The 18,295-nt window shown below is 63.8% G+C and carries 16 protein-coding genes; 2 read left to right on the top strand and 14 right to left on the bottom strand.

Translation table 11 applies throughout. The annotated features are described in order from the left end of the window. Positions 1 to 80: 80 nt before the first annotated feature. From rpoN to AC5ZFO_RS05335, 6 genes are all read right to left on the bottom strand, one after another. Complete coding sequence (gene rpoN / locus AC5ZFO_RS05360; protein ID WP_282521669.1) at positions 81 to 1,694, bottom strand: RNA polymerase factor sigma-54; 1,614 nt, start codon at positions 1,692 to 1,694, stop codon at positions 81 to 83. A gap of 90 nt (positions 1,695 to 1,784) precedes the next feature. Continuing rightward, complete coding sequence (lptB, locus tag AC5ZFO_RS05355; RefSeq protein ID WP_282521670.1) at positions 1,785 to 2,795, bottom strand: LPS export ABC transporter ATP-binding protein; 1,011 nt, start codon at positions 2,793 to 2,795, stop codon at positions 1,785 to 1,787. Between the two features lie 246 nt (positions 2,796 to 3,041). Continuing rightward, a complete protein-coding gene (locus tag AC5ZFO_RS05350; protein WP_282521671.1) occupies positions 3,042 to 3,755 on the bottom strand; it encodes an LptA/OstA family protein in 714 nt (237 codons plus the stop codon). A 5-nt stretch (positions 3,756 to 3,760) separates the two neighbouring features. Beyond that, positions 3,761 to 4,492: an LPS export ABC transporter periplasmic protein LptC gene (gene lptC, locus AC5ZFO_RS05345; protein ID WP_282521672.1), complete on the bottom strand. Its 732-nt coding sequence runs from the start codon at positions 4,490 to 4,492 to the stop codon at positions 3,761 to 3,763. Positions 4,493 to 4,638: 146 nt separating this feature from the next. Then, positions 4,639 to 5,253 carry a ribonuclease D gene (locus tag AC5ZFO_RS05340; RefSeq protein ID WP_071908880.1) on the bottom strand — a complete coding sequence of 205 codons (615 nt, stop codon included), beginning with the start codon at positions 5,251 to 5,253 and terminating at the stop codon, positions 4,639 to 4,641. A gap of 117 nt (positions 5,254 to 5,370) precedes the next feature. Continuing rightward, positions 5,371 to 6,696 (bottom strand): UbiA family prenyltransferase, encoded by a 1,326-nt coding sequence (locus AC5ZFO_RS05335; protein ID WP_496121606.1) that lies wholly within the window; start codon positions 6,694 to 6,696, stop codon positions 5,371 to 5,373. Positions 6,697 to 6,996: 300 nt separating this feature from the next. Here AC5ZFO_RS05335 and AC5ZFO_RS05330 point away from each other — a divergent pair, with 300 nt between their 5' ends. Beyond that, a complete protein-coding gene (locus tag AC5ZFO_RS05330; protein ID WP_282521674.1) occupies positions 6,997 to 8,268 on the top strand; it encodes an MFS transporter in 1,272 nt (423 codons plus the stop codon). A gap of 7 nt (positions 8,269 to 8,275) precedes the next feature. Here AC5ZFO_RS05330 and AC5ZFO_RS05325 read toward each other — a convergent pair whose 3' ends face one another. The 5 genes from AC5ZFO_RS05325 to AC5ZFO_RS05305 form a co-directional block, all read right to left on the bottom strand. Further along, on the bottom strand, positions 8,276 to 8,485 hold the full coding sequence (locus AC5ZFO_RS05325) for a hypothetical protein (RefSeq protein ID WP_282521675.1): 210 nt from the start codon (positions 8,483 to 8,485) through the stop codon (positions 8,276 to 8,278). A 56-nt stretch (positions 8,486 to 8,541) separates the two neighbouring features. Next, positions 8,542 to 8,667 (bottom strand): hypothetical protein, encoded by a 126-nt coding sequence (locus AC5ZFO_RS05320; RefSeq protein WP_282521676.1) that lies wholly within the window; start codon positions 8,665 to 8,667, stop codon positions 8,542 to 8,544. Between the two features lie 74 nt (positions 8,668 to 8,741). Next, positions 8,742 to 9,323: a TorD/DmsD family molecular chaperone gene (locus tag AC5ZFO_RS05315; protein WP_282521677.1), complete on the bottom strand. Its 582-nt coding sequence runs from the start codon at positions 9,321 to 9,323 to the stop codon at positions 8,742 to 8,744. Between the two features lie 66 nt (positions 9,324 to 9,389). Next, positions 9,390 to 10,025 (bottom strand): DUF3306 domain-containing protein, encoded by a 636-nt coding sequence (locus tag AC5ZFO_RS05310; protein WP_282521678.1) that lies wholly within the window; start codon positions 10,023 to 10,025, stop codon positions 9,390 to 9,392. A gap of 20 nt (positions 10,026 to 10,045) precedes the next feature. After that, on the bottom strand, positions 10,046 to 10,507 hold the full coding sequence (locus tag AC5ZFO_RS05305) for a DUF3305 domain-containing protein (RefSeq protein WP_282521679.1): 462 nt from the start codon (positions 10,505 to 10,507) through the stop codon (positions 10,046 to 10,048). Positions 10,508 to 10,756: 249 nt separating this feature from the next. Here AC5ZFO_RS05305 and AC5ZFO_RS05300 point away from each other — a divergent pair, with 249 nt between their 5' ends. After that, on the top strand, positions 10,757 to 12,742 hold the full coding sequence (locus AC5ZFO_RS05300; protein ID WP_282521680.1) for a 4Fe-4S binding protein: 1,986 nt from the start codon (positions 10,757 to 10,759) through the stop codon (positions 12,740 to 12,742). Positions 12,743 to 12,777: 35 nt separating this feature from the next. Here the strand turns inward: AC5ZFO_RS05300 and AC5ZFO_RS05295 are convergent, their stop codons facing one another. From AC5ZFO_RS05295 to AC5ZFO_RS05285, 3 genes are read right to left on the bottom strand one after another with little or no spacing between them, the layout of a single operon-like run. Continuing rightward, on the bottom strand, positions 12,778 to 13,776 hold the full coding sequence (locus tag AC5ZFO_RS05295) for a formate dehydrogenase subunit gamma (protein WP_282521681.1): 999 nt from the start codon (positions 13,774 to 13,776) through the stop codon (positions 12,778 to 12,780). A 49-nt stretch (positions 13,777 to 13,825) separates the two neighbouring features. Beyond that, positions 13,826 to 14,428 carry a formate dehydrogenase FDH3 subunit beta gene (fdh3B, locus tag AC5ZFO_RS05290; RefSeq protein ID WP_014490880.1) on the bottom strand — a complete coding sequence of 201 codons (603 nt, stop codon included), beginning with the start codon at positions 14,426 to 14,428 and terminating at the stop codon, positions 13,826 to 13,828. A gap of 12 nt (positions 14,429 to 14,440) precedes the next feature. Beyond that, the gene (locus AC5ZFO_RS05285; RefSeq protein ID WP_282521682.1) at positions 14,441 to 17,395 is read right to left on the bottom strand and encodes a formate dehydrogenase subunit alpha; all 2,955 of its coding nucleotides are present in this window, start codon (positions 17,393 to 17,395) and stop codon (positions 14,441 to 14,443) included. Positions 17,396 to 18,295: the final 900 nt, after the last annotated feature.

Genomic DNA, 18,295 nt, shown 5'->3' with positions numbered 1-18,295 from the left:
TGCCTCGCTTGGTTTTAAGTGCCCAGCTTGGATCGGTCTCGATGGGGGATCGAGAGTAGCGCGATTTCGCGCCAGCGCAATCAGGCCGGCTCGGTGTTGCGGGAGCGATCGGGCATTGCGGTGGAGAGGACGTTACCAAGAGCGCTCTGCTTGTCACGGCGGCGTTGTACCGACGAGGGAATGCGCATGGCTTCGCGGTACTTCGCGACCGTGCGGCGGGCAATATCAATTCCCGAGGCGCGTAACCGTTCCACGATGGTGTCGTCCGACAGGATCGCCGACGGCGCTTCCGAATCGATCAGCTGCTTGATGTGGTGACGCACGGCCTCGGCGGAATGCGCCTCGCCGCCGTCGGCGGAGGCGATCGAGGCCGTGAAGAAATATTTCAATTCGAATGTGCCGCGATTTGTCGCCATGTACTTGTTGGCGGTGACGCGCGACACCGTGGATTCATGCATCTGGATGGCGTCGGCAACGGCCTTCAGATTCAGCGGCCGCAGGTGCGCCACGCCGTGGGTGAAGAAGCCGTCCTGCTGGCGCACGATTTCCGTCGCAACTTTCAGGATGGTGCGGGCGCGCTGATCAAGCGCGCGCACCAGCCAGGTCGCGTTCTGGAGCGCGTCGGTGAAATAGGACTTGTCGCCGTCCTTGCCGATCTTCTTCGACAGCTCGGAATAATAGGTCTGGTTGACCAGCACGCGCGGCAAGGTGTCGCTGTTGAGCTCGACATGCCAGCCGCCATCCGGGCCCGGGCGGACATAGACGTCGGGCACCATGGTCTGGAGCCGCGCCGAGCCGAACTTCATGCCGGGCTTGGGATTGAGCCGGCGGATCTCGCCGATCATGTCGGCGATGTCCTCGTCGTCGACGCCGCAGAGCTTGCGCAACGACGCGATGTCGCGCTTCGCCAGCAGATCGAGGTGCTCGACGAGGGCCTGCATCGCCGGATCGTAGCGGTCGAGCTCGCGGAGCTGGATCGCCAGGCATTCGCTTAAATTGCGCGCGCAAACGCCGGGCGGATCGAATTTTTGCAGCACGGCAAGGACGGCCTCGACATCGGCTTGCGATGCGCCAAGACGCTCGGCGGCCTGGCCGAGATCCGGCGGCAGATAGCCGGCCTCGTCGACGAGGTCGATCAGGTACTGGCCGATCATGCGCTGAGCCGGGCCGGTGAAGGCGACCGAGAGCTGCTCGGCAAGATGGTCGCCGAGCGTGATCTCCGCGGCAACGAAGGCTTCGAGATTGTAGTCCTCGTCACCCGAGGCACCGCCGCCCCATTCGGTATAGGTGGTCGGCGCCGCATCCTGGGCGTTGCGCGCGGCGGCCTCGGCTGGTTCCTCGGAGAAGACGTTGTCGAGACCCGTATCCAGGGTCTGCTCGATCTCGGCGCGGGTGCCGAGATCCTTGCTCATCCATTCTTCCTGGCCCGGCTCGAACGCCTCGCCCGGACCGCCGCCCGGCTCGTCGTTGTGGCCACCGTCGGAATCGCTGAACTGGCCGGTCTCGGCCGGGGCTTCACCCGCGGGCGGCTCGTCGTTGGCCCGCTCCAGCAGGGGGTTTCGCTCGAGCTCCTCTTCCACGAAGGTCGTGAGATCGAGATTGGACAATTGCAGCAGCTTGATCGCCTGCATCAGCTGCGGCGTCATAACCAGCGACTGCGATTGCCGAAACTCTAATCTCTGCGTGAGCGCCATGAAGCAAGAACCGATCCCAAAAGTTGGTCCGATTTTTGCTTATCCTAGTCCGGGCTCGATGTACACGGCTTGACGAAATCGAAAAACGGGCTAGAGGCGGAATTCCTCGCCAAGGTAAAGCCGGCGCACGTCGGGATCGGCGACGATCTCATCCGGGCTACCCTCGGTCAAGATTTCACCGGCATAGACGATATAGGCGCGATCGGTCAGGCCGAGCGTCTCGCGGACATTGTGGTCGGTGATCAGCACGCCGATGCCGCGGTTGGTGAGATGGCGGACGAGGTCCTGAATGTCGCCGACCGCGATCGGATCGATGCCCGCGAAAGGCTCGTCGAGCAGCATGTAGTTCGGACGCGTCGCCAGGGCGCGCGCGATCTCGACGCGGCGGCGCTCGCCGCCCGACAGCGCGATCGACGGCGATTTCCTCAGGCGCGTGATGTTGAATTCGTCGAGCAGCGAGTCGAGCTGCTGCTCGCGCTTCTTGCGCGAGGGCTCGACCACTTCGAGCACGGCCCGGATGTTCTGCTCGACGGTGAGGCCGCGAAAGATCGAGGCTTCCTGCGGCAGATAGCCGATGCCGAGCCGCGCGCGCTGATACATCGGCAGCTTGGTGACGTCGTGGCCGTCAAGCTCGATCGCGCCGCGATCGGGCTTGATCAGGCCGGTGATCATGTAGAACACGGTGGTCTTGCCGGCGCCGTTCGGGCCGAGCAGGCCGACCGCTTCGCCGCGGCGCACATAGATGCTGACGCCGCGCACCACCTGGCGGCTGCCGAAACTCTTTTCCACGCTATGCACAGCCAGGTAGCCCGGCCGCTTCAGAAGCTGCGGCCCGCCGGCGCCATTGGGCCTGCTGGCGGCCCTCACGGGATGCACCGCCTGGGCACGCGGCGGCTCGGTCTGGTAGTCGGCTTGGTAGTCGGCCTGGAAATGGTCGGGCGCGCGCATCGACTGGTCACGGGCGATCGGCGATGCATCGCGCACCGGGCTGGGCACGAGACCGCCGACGCTGTCACCGAGGGCGGTGATGTCCTGGCGCGCAAATCCTGGCCGGCCGCGTTTGGCGGGGCGCCGACGGAACATGCTGAAGAGATCGACCATCCCGCCTTCTAGCCTTTCACGACAATCCTGCGCGATGATCCGCGCGCGATCCCGCGATCTGCCGCACCGGCCTTGCGATTCGCCGGCACAGCATGAGTGAAGGGATGTCTCATGCCCAGTGAAACACGCCCGAAAAGCGGCGAACCCCGCTTGGAAAGCCCTTCGCGCTAGATACAGCCTCGCCGGGCAAGCTTCAACCTCGGATCGGCGGCATCTGGCCCAAGTCTCTGAAGTTACTTCAGGAATTTACTTTTTGCCGGCACCGGGCAGTTGCAGCGGCGGCGCCGCGGCGGGCTTGCCCGGGTTACCCGATCCGCAATCATTGCTGCCGCCCTGCGGCAGCAATGCCTGCACCCTGCCGCTGTCGGATTCCACCCGCGAGACGCCCGTGGTCATGTCGACCGCCAGACGGTCGCCGCGCAGCACGTTCTTGCACTGCGTCAGGACGACGCCGCCGAGCATGGTGATGAGATTGGTCTTGGTGTCGAACACGGCGGTCTCGCCGGTCACAACCTGGTCCTTCTGGGTGACGACGACATTGCCGCGCGCCTCCAGCCGCTTGATCGAGGAGCTGCCGCCCGGCCCCGGCTGCGCCGACTGCATCGGAGCCGCCTTCGCCCCTTTCGCAGGTGCAGGCTGCGGCGTGGCCGGCTTGTCGCCGCCGCCCGAATCGTAAAACACCACGAGCGTCTTCGAGGTCATGGTGGTGTCGCCCTGGATGACCTTCACATTGCCGGAGAAGGTTGCCTCCTTCTTCTTGTCGCGCATCTCGAGCGAGGCGGCTTCGATCTGGATCGGCTGGTCGCGGTTTTGCGAAAAGCCCTGCATTGCGTTGGGCACGCCTTGCATCGTGCTCTGTGCGACGGCCGCACCGGTTGCGACCAGCGCGACAGCGACGAGCGCGGCCGCACCGAGAATGGCGCGCCGCTTGTCTTCGTTGCGCGAAAAGAATCTCATCATGAAAATCACTTTGAATTGGCAGACTTGTTCTGCGGCGTGCGTGTCTTCACGGGCGGCGCCGGCTGCTCGGCTGGCGCAGGCTGGGCGACGGCGGGATCATCCAGCTTGTCCAGATGCATCACTACATTGCCCTCGAAGCGGATGACGTCGCCGCCTTCCGTGATCCGCAGCCGATCGGCGGTCAGCGTTCCGTTGGTCAACTTGACGTCGACATGCTCATCCGAGGAGACCGTTCCCTTGCCCATGTCGACGAACGCCGAGTTCAGCCGCGCCTCGTAGCCGGTCGAGGTGCGCAGGAAGATGTCCTTGTGCAGGTCGAGCTGCTGCGCCTTGTTGTCGAAGCGGCCGGTGCGGGCATCGAGCAGCAGGGTCGATTTGTCTTCCATCAGCACCTTTGCGCGCAGATCATTGAGATCGACATGATCGGGGTCGGTGATGTCCTGCGTCGCGGTCTTGGCCCAGAGCTCGTAGGGCCGCTGGTCCGGGGTGAAGCCGGACATATGCGGCGTTTCCATCGTGATCTTGGTGCCTGTCACCACGAGATTTCCGGAGTCGAGCTTCACGGGGATCTGGAACGGATTGAGGAAGGTCGAGACGGCGACGATCGCGGCCATGGACCCGGCCACCGTCACCGGCACCGCAATGCGCAGAATCCGCACCAGGCGGCTGTGGCGCGCCGCGCTGGCAAACTTCGCCGCAAGCGCGGCGTCGTAGGTGGGATTATGGGCCGAATTCACCTGAGCTCCCGAGGTGTCGCTCGTCTCGTCCGGTTGACGGGCGCACGCCATTGTATCCGGCGCCGCCTGAATATGCAGCCTGCGACAGGCCGCACGAAAGTGTCCGAAACGCGGCGGCAGCCCTAAGCTAACAGCGACCGGAGGCCTCAGGAATGCGCGAAAATGTCCTCTTCCGCCCAGCCCTGGAGGTCGAGCAGGGCGCGGGTCGGCAGGAAGTCGAAACAGGCTTTTGCCAGCGCGGTACGGCCTTCCCGCACCAGCATGGCGTCGAGCCGCTCGCGCAGGGCATGAAGGTGCAGCACGTCGGAGGCGGCGTAGGCGAGCTGCGGCTCGGTCAGGCTGTCGGAACCCCAGTCGCTGGATTGCTGCTGCTTGGAGAGGTCGACATTGAGCACCTCGCGCACGAGGTCCTTGAGGCCGTGCCGGTCGGTGTAGGTGCGGGTCAGGCGGGAGGCAATCTTGGTGCAATAAATCGGGCCGGTCATGACGCCGAAGGTCTGGTACAGCACCGCGACGTCGAACCGCGCGAAATGGAATATCTTCGTGATCCCAGGATTGGCCAGCAGGGCCTTCAGGTTCGGCGCGTCGGTGTGACCCTTGGGGATCTGCACCACGTCGGCGCTGCCGTCGCCGGGCGAGAGCTGCACCACGCAGAGCCGGTCGCGGTGCGGGTTCAGCCCCATGGTCTCGGTGTCGATCGCCACCGCTCCGGTGTAGCGGGACAGGTCGGGCAGGTCGCCGCGATGCAGGCGTACGGTCATGGCGTTTCAAAACCTCAATCGAATTGGTCTGTCGGCATCATAAGCTAATCGGATTGCCCGCGATGTAGCCACTGGCGGCGGGCCGCGCAAGCGGCAGCTGTTCCCGCCGGGGCGCGGTCAGATCGCCGCCAGCATGATGCAGATCATCGCCGCCACCGTCGCGCGGCTGGCGCCATCGCGAAAAGTGTAGAGAATCGGATCGTCGGGCATCTCGCGGCGATGCGCCATCATCAGGGCACGGCCGAACCAGTAGAGCAGCAGCGGGTTGAGCAGCCACAGCATCCAAGGACGGCTGTAGAGCGGCGTCACCGCGGAGGAGGAGACGTAGAGCGAGAACACGGTCACCGCGTTCATGGCGCTCGCCGCCGCCATCGCGCCAATGATGTGCAGGTCGGTGATCCTGTAATCGCGGTTGGAGGGATCGGCGAGGCCGGCGCTCTCGCGCATGCTGAGCTCGCTGAAGCGCTTGATCAGGGCGAGCGAGGTGAACACGAACAGCGAGAAGATCAAGAGCCATTCCGACAGCACCACGCCGACGCCGACCGCGCCGGCGATGATGCGCAGCGTGTAGAGGCCCGCGAGCGTCACGACGTCGACCAGCATCTTGCGCTTGAGCGCGAGCGAATAGGCGATCGTGGTGGCGAGATAGCCGCCGAGCACGCCAAGGAACAGCGGCGAGATGCAGAGGCTGGCAGCAACCGCGAGCAGCCATAGCGCGGGGATCGCAAGCAGCGCCGAGGACATCGGCAGTCGACCTGCCGCCAGCGCGCGATGGCGCTTGGTCGGATGCTGCCGGTCGGCGGCGAGGTCGAGCAGATCGTTCATCAGGTAGGCGCCCGACGCGCAGGCCGAGAACGCCAGGAACGCCAGCAACGCGTAGCCGAGCGTCGCAAGGTTCATCTGATGCGCCGTGATCGCGGGCACGAACACCAGCGTGTTTTTGGCGTATTGATAGACGCGCAGCGCCTGCGCCCAGGTTTTGAGGCTGGCACGGCTGCTGCCGCGCGTCTCGATGCGCTCCATGGAGGCGCGGTCGAACGGCAGCCGGTCAGCCGCTGCGAGATCGGCCGGCGCAACGACGCCATCGAACCCGAGATGCGCGGCAATGCCCGCCGCATGGTGCGCAAAGCGGCCGGCCACCAGATAGATCGTCTCGCCCCGCGCCCGCGCCGCCAGCGCCTGGTTCAGCACGTCGGCATCATAGGGCAGATGGGCGTAGTCGAGCTCGGCTTGCGCCAGGATACCCGTGAGCGCCGCCATGCCCGGGCGTCCACCCGCGCCGAAGCGGGCCAGCATGCGGCCGGGGCTGGAGAACAGCGCTTCCAGCAGCAATTCGGAACGGAGCAGGGCACCCTCGAGATCGATGACAAGCGTCCGCGCCGCGGCGGGGGTCGCCGACGGTGTGGGGACGCCAGAATCGTAGTGCCAGGCAGGCTGCTCCATCCGAAAACGCTCTATTGGCCGCAACATGACCGGCCTTGAGGCCGGGGAGCAGGGAAATGGACGGCCGAGAGCCTAGGCGGCATTCGCTAAGGGCGACTTAACCGGCGGAGAAGGGCGGGCGGCCCCTGGGGGATGCCGGGGCCAATCCATGCACCCTGCTGTTGCATGGATCCCACAACCCGGCGCCAGCTTCATGGTCCGGCAGGGCTTTTGCCGCGCGCCCCGTGAAAATCCTCCCGGCCGACCCCATCTGCCAGTTTCGCGCGCTCGCTCGCCCCGCTCACAATGAAATCAGGTGTCATGACCGAACAGACGCTCGCTGCGCCTATCGACGACCAACAGGAACGCCAGCGCGGCTTTACGCGCTACCAGGCGCTCCTGATCGCGCTGCTCGCGTTTACGCAGTTCACGATCATTCTCGATTTCATCATCATGTCGCCGCTCGGCGCCATCCTGATGCCCGCGCTCGACATCACGGCCGGGCAATTCGGCGTCGCGGTGTCGGCCTACGCGTTCAGCGCGGGACTTTCGGGCATTTTGGCCGCCGGCTTTGCCGATCGCTTCGACCGCAAGCGCCTGCTGCTGTTCTTCTATGTCGGCTTCACGCTCGGGACCCTGCTCTGCGCCGCCGCGCAGACCTACCATGTGCTGCTGCTCGGCAGGATCGTGACCGGATTGTTCGGCGGCGTGATCGGCTCGGTCGTGCTGGCCATCATCACCGATTTGTTCGCGCTGCACCTGCGCGGCCGCGTGATGGGCTTCGTCCAGACGGCGTTCGCCGCGAGCCAGGTGCTCGGCATTCCCGCGGGCCTGTTTCTCGCCAATCACTGGAACTGGCATGTCTGCTTCATTGCGATCGTCGGCCTGTCGATCGTCGCGATCGCCATCATCGCCTTCGCGATGGAGCCGGTCGACGCGCATCTGAAACTGAAGCAGGACAGAAACCCGTTCCGCCACCTGATCGCGACCATCGGACAACCGCGCTATACGCTGGCCTTCGCCGTCACGACATTGCTGGCGACGGGCGGATACATGCTGATGCCGTTCTCCAGCGCCTTCACCGTGCATAATCTCGGCATCGACATCCTGCATCTGCCGACGATCTATCTCGTCTCCGGCCTGTTCAGCATCGTCACGGGGCCGCTGGTCGGCAGGGCCAGCGACGCGTTCGGCAAGTACCCGACCTTCGTCTTCGGCAGCGTGGTGTCTGTCATCATGGTGCTGATCTACACCCATCTCGGCCACGTCTCGCTCGCGACCGCGATCCTCGTCAACGTGCTGATGTTCGTCGGCATCTTCTCGCGCATGATCCCGTCGCAGGCGCTGATGTCGGCGATCCCCGACCCCAGCCAGCGCGGCTCGTTCAGCGCGGTCAGCGCGTCGCTTCAGCAGCTCTCCGGCGGGCTCGGTTCGGTCCTCGCCGCCGCCATCATCGCGCAACAACCGGATGGTTCGCTGCTCCATTTCGACCGTATCGGCTACGTCGTGGTCGCGTCGGCGATCGTCTCGCTGGTCGCGATGTACTTTGTGCAGAAGGCGGTGGCGGAACGGACCGGGAGACGGGTGGTCTGAGGGCCGGTTAGTGCTTTACCGTGGCCGGGAAAATGAGCGACTGATCGTCGATCTCCTGATCCGGAAGCTGATGGACGCCGGCCATGGCGTGCAGCTCGACCAAGGACGGCATGGCCGCGGCGGACAGCTCTATCGAGCGAGATTGCGTCCTGAAGATCAGGGCAGAACCGGCGATCAGAGCTGCAACGACGAAACAAGCGATCAGCGACCGGCGCATATGGCGTCTCCCACGTCTATGTGGAGAACAGAAAGCTTAACAAACAATAATGACCGCTAAACGCGGGCACTCGACTCGGCGAACGCCGTCGTCGCGGACTCCTGCACGAAACGATCAAGGATGCCGGCGGCACCGAGTGCGACAACAGCGGCGAACAGGCAGGCAATAATGAAAACGCGCATCCTGTTGATCCCTACCCCTATAACCTAGCACGCTCCCAAACGGATTGGTGCAGCGCCCGTACAAAACACCGTGTTCAACCCGGAAGCGCGAAGGCCTCCGTCTCGATATCGATAAACGTTCGTCCGAGCGCGCCAACGGCGTCATAGAAGTCTGCCGAACTGGCCCGCTCGAGATCGGCGAAAAAGTGCCTCATCCAGCGTGAGACATGCTGATCGAAGAAGAGGCGCTCGGCGCCCGCTGGCGCTGCAAGGCTCCCGCCGGCGAGGCCTGCCATGATCTCACAGAGAAATCCGGCGTGATCCTCGGGCTCCGTACGCTCCGGGGCCTGTTCGAGGCCGAGCCCCTCGAGAGTTTCCCGCAACCGCGCAAGTGGACGGCCATACAGGGTATCGGACAGGTAGTGTGACGCATAAGGCAGCAGTGTTCCCTTGCCCAACCCTGCAAAGAGGGCGAAGAACTCGCGCGATGTGGTCTGCTCATTTGTCCGGCGCGCCGCATCCGCCAGCGCCATGTGCGCCTTGCCCATCGCACTTGCATCGCCGCGCAATGCAGAGATCCGGTGCAGCAGCTGCGTGTCCGGGCTGCGCGTCAGCAACGTGGCCAATAGCGCATATTCCTGCGCCCGGGCGAGGTCGTACTCATCGACGATACGCACTGAAGCGGTCCTCGAGGCTAGATCCATCATTGTTCGATCGCGCAAGACATCTAATCCTGCCGGTTGCTAGCGTGGTAATGCGCTGCCATGACGTCGTGTTCGCTGGGAGGGCGGCTCTCCGACGGCAGGGCTGACGCACTGCATTCTCTCATTCCGGTCCTGGTCCGGTCGCGCCGCGGCATCATCGGGCAGCGATTGAGATGCCAATGTCGTCGGCTCGAGACCGGGCTGTTCGGCATCGGAACGCCTTTGCGGAATGAGCTCGCTTGGCGGCGGCGCGTCCGCAAACGCGTCTCCCACCTGCTCCAGCCCCTTCGACATCCGCGCGACGAGATCGGCGACGTTGTCTGCGGGATCGAGCGGGCCAAATCCGGGAATTGCGTTGGGATCGTTGAAATCCCACTGGTTCTCCGCAATCCCGACGAAGTCGCGGATCGCGGGGTCCGTTGCCCAGGCACGGCGCAATGCCAGGCGCGTCAGTTCGGCCGGAACGCCCGTCTGCAGGAACGCCGCAATGTCGGTGTGAGCGGCAATAGATTCGATCGACGGCAAACTGGCGGGATCGAAAGGCCGGTCGGTCCCGTCATTCGCCACGGACGGCTGAGCAGCCTGCTCACTGTCGGTCGGAGCAAGTTCAGCGTTTTGGCTTTTCGAGGCTTGCTTGAGCCGCGCCCAGCGAACGAAGACGTTAGTCTCTGACATCGATCTCTCTCATGCCGCTGCTAACGATTGCGCTGCCGTTTGACGAATGGTCGTTCGACATGATGCTCGGCGACGAACCGGCCGACGATCTCGGAGATGCCTGGTGGCATCGGCACGGCTTCGACCAGATTGCTGCCTGCATCGGTAAACGCCTCGCCCTCCGCCGGATCGGCCGTAACCGCGAGCAGCTCGTAGGGCGGCTCGGAACCGGTCGGACGCAAATTGACCCACAGCGTCGGCGAGCCTGACGTGAGATTTTCGCGATAGTTGGTGGTTTCGGTCCGGTGCAGCTCGATCACGGCATCACCTGCGTAGAACAACGTGACCTCGCCTTCGCCTCCAATCGGAGTCCAAGGCTCCGCGGTCGGCTCTCCCGCGAATACCGAGACGGGCCGCCACAGAAAATCGGCCCACGCACTTTTCGCCTTGCGCCGTTCGATTGCGACACCGACAGCAATGCGTGCAAGACTTGTCGATATCAATGTACCCTCTCGTGATCGAGACGTGGTTCCTGCTTCCGAAGCCAATCCAGCGACGCCTCGCGCTCGCGCCCCGCCGAGAGCGGTAATCGTGCGCTCATGATACGGGCGTCGTCTTTTCCGATATCCGGAGTATATACTTCGGGGGTGAACGGGCCAGTAGGTGGCCGCTCTATTTTGGGAGCGCGAGATATTGTGACCGTCATATCCGACACCGGCAGGCGCCTCCTGATCTGCTCATGCGAAGGGACGATGCCGCTCGATGCAGACGCAATTCGCCGCGGTTGCCGTGGTGAAGTGACGGCGGCGACGCAGCTCTGCGGCGCCGAACTCGGCCGATTCAAGGCTGTCGCCGCCGAAGATGGTCCGCTCACGGTGGCCTGCACGCAGCAGGCAGCACTGTTTTCGCAGGTTGCTTCCGAAAATAATCGTGCGAATTCGATACAGTTTGCCAACATCCGCGAGACCGCCGGATGGTCTGGCGATGCCGACCGCGCCGGACCGAAGATGGCCGCGCTGCTGGCCGCCGCGGCCGAAGTCACCGCACCCGCGCCGATGGTCCAGCTGGAAAGCAGCGGAGTCATCCTGATCTACGGCCGCGACGAGGCCGCGATCGAGGCCGGCGACTTGCTCAAGGAACATCTCGACGTCACCGTGCTGATTGCGCCGCCAGCCGCGATCGCACCGCCGCGTAGCGTTGATTTTCCGATCGCCAAGGGCCGGATAACGAGTGTCAAGGGACATCTGGGCGCGTTCGATGTGGTGGTCGACGATTTCGCCGAAGCCGCACCGTCCTCGCGTCGCGCCCTGACGTTTGGCAAGTCACGCAACAACGCCCGTTCGAGCTGCGACATCGTCCTCGACTTGACCGGCGGGCCTGCGCTGGTTCCTGCCGACTTGCGCGACGGTTACCTGCGCGCTGATCCCGGCAGTCCCGCAGCAATCCTCCAGGCCGTGCTGAAAGCGCGCGACCTCGTCGGGACCTTCGAGAAGCCACGCTACATCACCTTCGACGCCGGGCTTTGCGCGCATTCGCGCTCGAAGCGGACCGGTTGCACCCGCTGTCTCGATTCCTGTCCGGCCGGCGCGATCACACCTGCCGGCAATCATGTGGCGATCGACGCCAACATCTGCGCGGGCTGCGGCCAATGCGCGACGGCCTGTCCCACCGGCGCCGCGTCCTATGCGCTGCCGGCGGAAGACGCGCTGGTCAGAAAGCTGCGTGCCATGCTGCTCGCATACCGTCAGGCGGGCGGCGAGCGGGCAATTGTCCTCGTCCATGACGAAAGCCACGGCGCGCCGCTGATCGACGCGCTGTCGCGGTTCGGCGACGGCTTGCCCGCGAACGTGCTGCCGTTTGCGGTCAACGAGGTCACGCAAATCGGGTTGGAGAGCATCATCGCGGCTTTTGGCTATGGCGTGTCGGCGGTGCGTTTCCTGCTACGGGCCAAGCCGCGCCATGACGTCTCCGGATTGACGCGGACGGTCGCGCTCGCCGATCCGATCCTTGCCGGACTCGGCTTCGGCCAGGCCCGGCTTTCTGTCATCGCGACCGACGATCCGGACGGCCTGATCGAAGCGCTCCGCACCGCGCCGGCCGACGCGCCCACTCCGCGCCCTGCGAGCTTCCGCGCCGTGGGCGGCAAGCGCGACGTGCTGCGCTTTGCGCTGGCCGAACTGCATCGCGCGGCGCCTGCACCCGTCGATGTCATTCCGTTGCCCGAGGGCGCGCCGTTCGGGGCGGTCGAGATCGATACTGCGGGCTGCACGCTTTGCCTGTCTTGCGTGTCGGTGTGCCCGACGAGCGCGCTGCGCGACGACCCCGAGCGCCCGGCATTGCGTTTTGTCGAAGACTCCTGCGTCCAGTGCGGCCTGTGCCGGACGACGTGCCCGGAAAAAGTCATCACACTGGTTCCGCAGATCGACTTCCGTGCCAGCCGGGCGCCGACCCGGGTTCTCAAGGAAGAGGAGCCGTTTTGCTGCATCCGCTGCGGCAAGCCATTCGGCGTCAAGAGCAGCATCGAACGTGTGGTGGCGAAGCTCGAAGGCCAGCACTGGATGTATTCGGGCTCGGCGCAGCGGCTCGACGCCATCAAGATGTGCGGCGACTGCCGCGTCGGTTTCGTGGCCGAACAGGGCTTCGAATCTTATGGCGCACCGGGCCCAACCGTCCGCACCACCGACGATTACCTGCGTGACCGGAACGCGAAGAAAGACCCGGACGGCCGCTCCGGCTGAAATGCCCGGTTCAGGTTGGTGCGAGCGCCATCGCGCTATTCAGCCGGCGTGGCCGAGGCTTGCCGGCCTTCCGCTTCGAGCTTTTCGGCAAGCCAGCGGTCGTGATGCTCTCTCGCCCAATTGATATCGACCTCGCCCGTACCCATGGCTTCGAACGCGCCTTCCATGCCGAGCGTGCCGATATAGATGTGTCCCAGGATCAGCGCGATGAAAAGGATCGCGATGACGGCGTGGGCGACCTGGGCGATCTGCATGTCGGCAATGTTGGTCCCGTAGAAGGGAAACAGCAGCACGAATCCTGATGCCGATACCAGAAGGCCGGCTGCGACCGACAGCCAATAGACCATTTTCTCACCGAGATTGAAGCGGCCTGCAGGCGCATGTTTCGACTTGATGAAGCCGCCGCCCTGCTTGACCCAGTCAATATCGACTTGCTTGAACAGATTGTCCCTGAAGAAAAGCACCGTGATCAGAACGAGGCCCGCCACGAAGGCGAAGCTCGTGAAATTGTGCACGTACTTCGCGATCTGGGAGATGTCCGAGAATAGATCCGGGCCGACCAGGGGCCGCAGCAGGACCTTGCCGAAGGTGATGTTCAGGCCGGTCAATCCGAGCAGCACGAAGGAGACCGCTGTCAGCCAATGCGCGAACCGCTCGAAAGCCTTGAAGCGGACGATCGTCTGGCCGGAGCGCCCCGCTTCGATGCGAAGCCGCCCCATGATCAGATAGGCGAGCGCGAGCACTGCAAGCATGCCGACGATCACCACCGCCCCACCCCAGTGCAGCAGGACTTCGTGGAAATAATCCCAGGTCCGTCCCGCCGGCTGCATCAGCACGCTGGCTTTGACATCTGGGATGTCGATCCGGCCCTGGGTACGCGGCGCCTGCTCGAGAAGCGTCTTCTGATTGGTCACACTGGCGGTCGGATTGGGCGCCCCGTCGGGACCAAGCTTCTGGGCGAGCACCGGGGCTGTCGCGAGACCGAACAGCATCAACAACAGCGCTGCGAAGCGAATGCGTGCGAAAGCCGTCATGACGGATACCCAATCTTCGTCCCTGATCGTCGCGGTAAGCGCAGGTCCCCTACGACTTGACGTCCTCGTGATAGGCGGTTGTCCAGCCCCAGGCTCCGGAGCCATAGCCGCGCTTCTCGACGCGCTCCTCGTAGATCTGGGCGATGATGTCGCCATCGCCTGCGAGCAGCGACTTGGTCGAGCACATCTCGGCGCACATCGGCAGCTTGCCTTCGCCAAAGCGGTTCGAGCCGTATTTCGCATATTCCTCGGCGCTGCCCGGCGCCTCCGGCCCGCCGCCGCCCGCGCAATAGGTGCACTTGTCCATCTTGCCTCGCGAGCCGAAATTCCCGACCTGGGGATATTGCGGCGCTCCAAACGGACAGGCGTAGAAGCAATAGCCGCAGCCGATGCACAGATCCTTGTCGTGCAGGACGATGCCGTCTTCGGTCGGATAGATGCACTTGACCGGACACACCGACGCGCAAGGCGCATCGGTACAGTGCATGCAGGCCATCGACACCGACCGCTCGCCCGGCTTGCCGTCATTGATGGTGACGACGCGACGCCGATTGATGCCCCAAGGCACCTCGTTCTCGTTCTTGCAGGCGGTCACACAGGCATTGCAGTCGATGCAACGGTCCGCATCACACAGGAATTTCATGCGTGCCATCGGTCTAACCTCTCATGCGGCCCTGATCTGACACAGCGTGGCTTTCGGCTCCTGCATGCCGGTGGCAGGATCATAGCCATAGGTCGTCAGCGTGTTGACGCTCTCACCGAGCACGATGGGATCGGCTCCCGTCGGATATTTCGCCCGGAGATCGGCGCCTTCGTACCAGCCCGCGAAATGGAACGGCATCCAGGCAACGCCCTTGCCGACGCGTTCAGTCACCTGCGCCTTCATCCGGGCCCGCGAGCTGTTCTCTGCACCGGTCACCCAAACCCAGCCGCCATCGACGATGCCGCGCTCGGCTGCGTCCGCCGGGTTGATCTCGACGTACATGTGCTGCTTCAATTCGGCGAGCCATCGGTTGGACCGGGTTTCCTCGCCGCCGCCTTCGTATTCAACCAGACGGCCCGAGCTCAGGATCAGCGGAAACTGCTTCGAGATCGCGCGATCGACGGCGGCCTTCTGCACGGAGAAGCCGATATTGGGCACGCGGAATTGCTTCGCGTCCGGCAAGGTCGGATAGTCGGCGACGAGGTCGGGACGCGGCGTGTAGATCGGCTCGCGATGCACCGGAACCGGATCGGGAAGATTCCACGCGATCATGCGGGCCTTGGCGTTTCCGTAAGGCGAACAGCCGTGTTCGATCGCGACCCGCTGGATGCCGCCGGACAGATCGGTCGACCATGACACCTTGTCGGGATCGGCCGGATTGATGCGCTCGATCGTCTCGCGTTCTTGCGCAGTGAGGTCCTTGTCCCAGCCGAGTTTCTTCAGCACGCCAAGGGTGAACTCGGGATAACCGTCCTTGATCTCCGAACCGACGGAGTACGAGCCCTCGGCAAGAAGATTATCGTGATCTTCCCGCTCCACCTCCTGCCCGTTCTCCATCACCTTGCGCTTCACGACGCGCTCGACTCCGAACCGCGCGCGGAAGGTGCCGCCGCCCTCTTTCACCGGAAGATTCGTGTTGTAGAGGATCGGCGTGCCCGGATGCCTGTACTCGGGCGTACCCCAGCACGGCCAGGGCAGGCCGTAATAATCTCCACCGACCTCCGGATCGTCCTTCGGCGCCCGCAGCGTCACCAGATCGAACTTGTGCTGGTTTCTCATGTGGGCCTTGAGCCGCTCCGGCGACTGGCCGCAATAGCCGGTCGACCAGCCGCCGCGGTTGATCTCGCGCAGGATGTCGTCCGCCGAGACTGCGCCGTTCTCGACCTTGATGTTCTTGAACATCAGGTCGGCAAATCCGAACTTGCGGGCGAACAGGTACATGGTGTCGTAGTCGTTCTTCGATTCGAAGACCGGCTCGACGATCTTTTCGCCCCATTGCAGGGAGCGGTTCGAGTTGGTGCGCGAACCTTCCATCTCGAAGCTCGTGCAGGCCGGCAGGAGGTAGGTGCCGTTCTTGCGCTCCGACAGCACCGACCACGCGGTCGGATAGGGATCGCAGACCACCAGCAACTCCAGCTTCTCGATGCCCTTCACGGCCTCCGGCATCCGGGTGATGGTATTGACGCCATGCCCCATGATGAACATGGCCTGCACCGGATTGGGCTGACTGATCTGATTCTTCGGCAACAAGGTTGCATCGAACCAGCGCGTGCTGGGAATACCAGGGGTTTCCATCAGCTTCTTGTCGGGGAAGCGCGACTTCATCCAGTCGTAATCGACCTCCCATACCCGGCACCAATGCCGCCAGGCCTCCTCGGCAAGACCGTAATACAGCGGGAGCGAGGTGACATCGAGACCGAGATCGGTTGCACCTTGCACGTTGGTGTGGCCGCGGAAAATGTTGGCGCCTGCGCCGGGCAGCCCCATGTTGCCGGTGGCGAGCAGCAACAGGCAGCTGGCACGGACATTGGAGGTGCCGGTGGTGAATTGAGTTTGCCCCATCGCCCAAATCAGGGTGGACGGCCTTTGTTTGGCGAACAGTTCGGCGACGTGCTTGACCTGCGCCTCGGGTAGGCCGGTCACGCGCTCGACCTCCTTGGGCGGCCACTTCGCAACCTGCTTCCGGACCTCATCCAGGCCATAGACGCGCTGAGCGAGGAATTCCTTGTCCTCCCAGCCATTCTCGAAAATGTGCCACAGCATGCCGTAGATCGTGGCGATATGCGTGCCGGGGCGAACCCGGACATATTCGGTCGCGTGCGCAGCGGTCCGCGTCATCCGGGGATCGACCACGATCATGTTGGCGCGATTGAGCTCCTTGCCTTCAAGAATGTGCTGCAGGGAAACCGGATGGGCCTCGGCGGGATTGCCACCCATCAACAGGATGGTCTTGGCGTTGCGGATGTCGTTGTAGCTGTTGGTCATCGCGCCGTAGCCCCAGGTATTGGCTACGCCGGTGACCGTCGTGGAGTGGCAGATCCGCGCCTGATGATCGGAATTATTGGTGCCCCAGAACGCAGCAAGCTTGCGATTGAGATAAGCGGCCTCGTTGGTGAACTTGGCGGAGCCAAGCCAATAGACCGAGTCGGGCCCCGCCTTCTGGCGGATATCCAGCAGCTTGTCGCCGATCTCGTCGATCGCCTTCTCCCAGGAGATGCGCGTCCACTGTCCGTTGACGAGCTTGACGGGGTAACGCAGGCGTCGTTCGTTCAACACGTCGTCGCGAACTGCCGCACCCTTGCAGCAATGCGAGCCGCGATTGATCGGACTGTCGTAGTCGGGCTCCTGCCCGATCCATACGCCGTTGGCGACCTTGGCGATCACCGAGCAGCCGACCGAGCAATGCGTGCAGACGTTCTTGCGGGTCGTGACCGTTGCGCCGACAGGCGGCGGCGGACCGGCTTCGGCCTTGCGCACGCTGTGCAGCGCGAGTTCACCCACCGCGGCCAATGCGCCGGCCGTGACTCCAGAGCGCTTCAGGAACGTCCGCCGGTCCAGTTTCGCCGATGCTTCGTCGGCCGCCGCATCGAAAAGCCTGGCACGCTCCGGACGACGCTCGGACTTCCTGATCAGCACGGAAGTCTCCTATCGAGCGGGATAGCTGTTGACGCGATAGAAATTCCTGACTTCCTGGGAGTCAGGTCGATAGCGAGCCTTCCGCTTCTGATCGAGATCAACAGGCTTTGCGGAAGCCGCCGCCGGCAACAATTGGCCGGCACCCAACGCACCGGCACCGACAATGGTCAGCCGAAGCAAGTCACGTCGAAGAAGCTTTGGCGCTTGATCATTCTTCAACGAAGCACACTCCCTGTCGGGGTCAGGCCTTTCCGAAAGCTATCCGAGTTTTGCGCCGGACATCAATCACAGACCTGCGTTGCATAATCTGCAGGAGCGGCCGTGCACGCAGCTTTGCGCTCGTGTTACCGCAACAAGCGGCCAATCGTCGTCAACATCATTGTTATCAGCCGTTCGGCTCAGCAGATTGTCGTGCGAATTGGAAACGGCGAAACATCGAGCAGATGATTGCCGGATGGGTGACGTCACACGCGGCGCGAGTGACGAACTCGCGATCGATACGAATGATACGTCGACATCGTGAGCGATCGCCGAAATCCGCGTCGGGTCGGCGGGGCCATTTTGGGCGAGACGCCGTGCCATGCGAAGGGGCGCTCCCCTCCCCGGTTGGCACTCAAAGTGACCGCCTGTCACCGGGCGTGATTTGAGAATCATCGGCATCGGGGCACGAGCCACGGCGCCCCCGATACAATTGCGCGTGCCGCGTGGGGGCGCATCTCGACGCGACCGACAAGGAGGTATCCGAAGTACGCGTCAGGTCCGTGATGGCAGGCGCCGACAATCCGGCCGGAATGCGCTGCAGGAATGACCGAGAGAGACCCATCCGGCGCATCGGCGGGGCCACAGCCCTTCGTTGCACGGCCAAGGGGCACGCAACACAAGGATGCGATTTATCTATCT

It is taken from the genome of Bradyrhizobium sp. Unk1 (assembly GCF_059512345.1).
The sequence above is the reverse complement of the archived record's forward strand: the minus strand, read 5'-3'. Positions and strand labels throughout refer to the sequence as shown.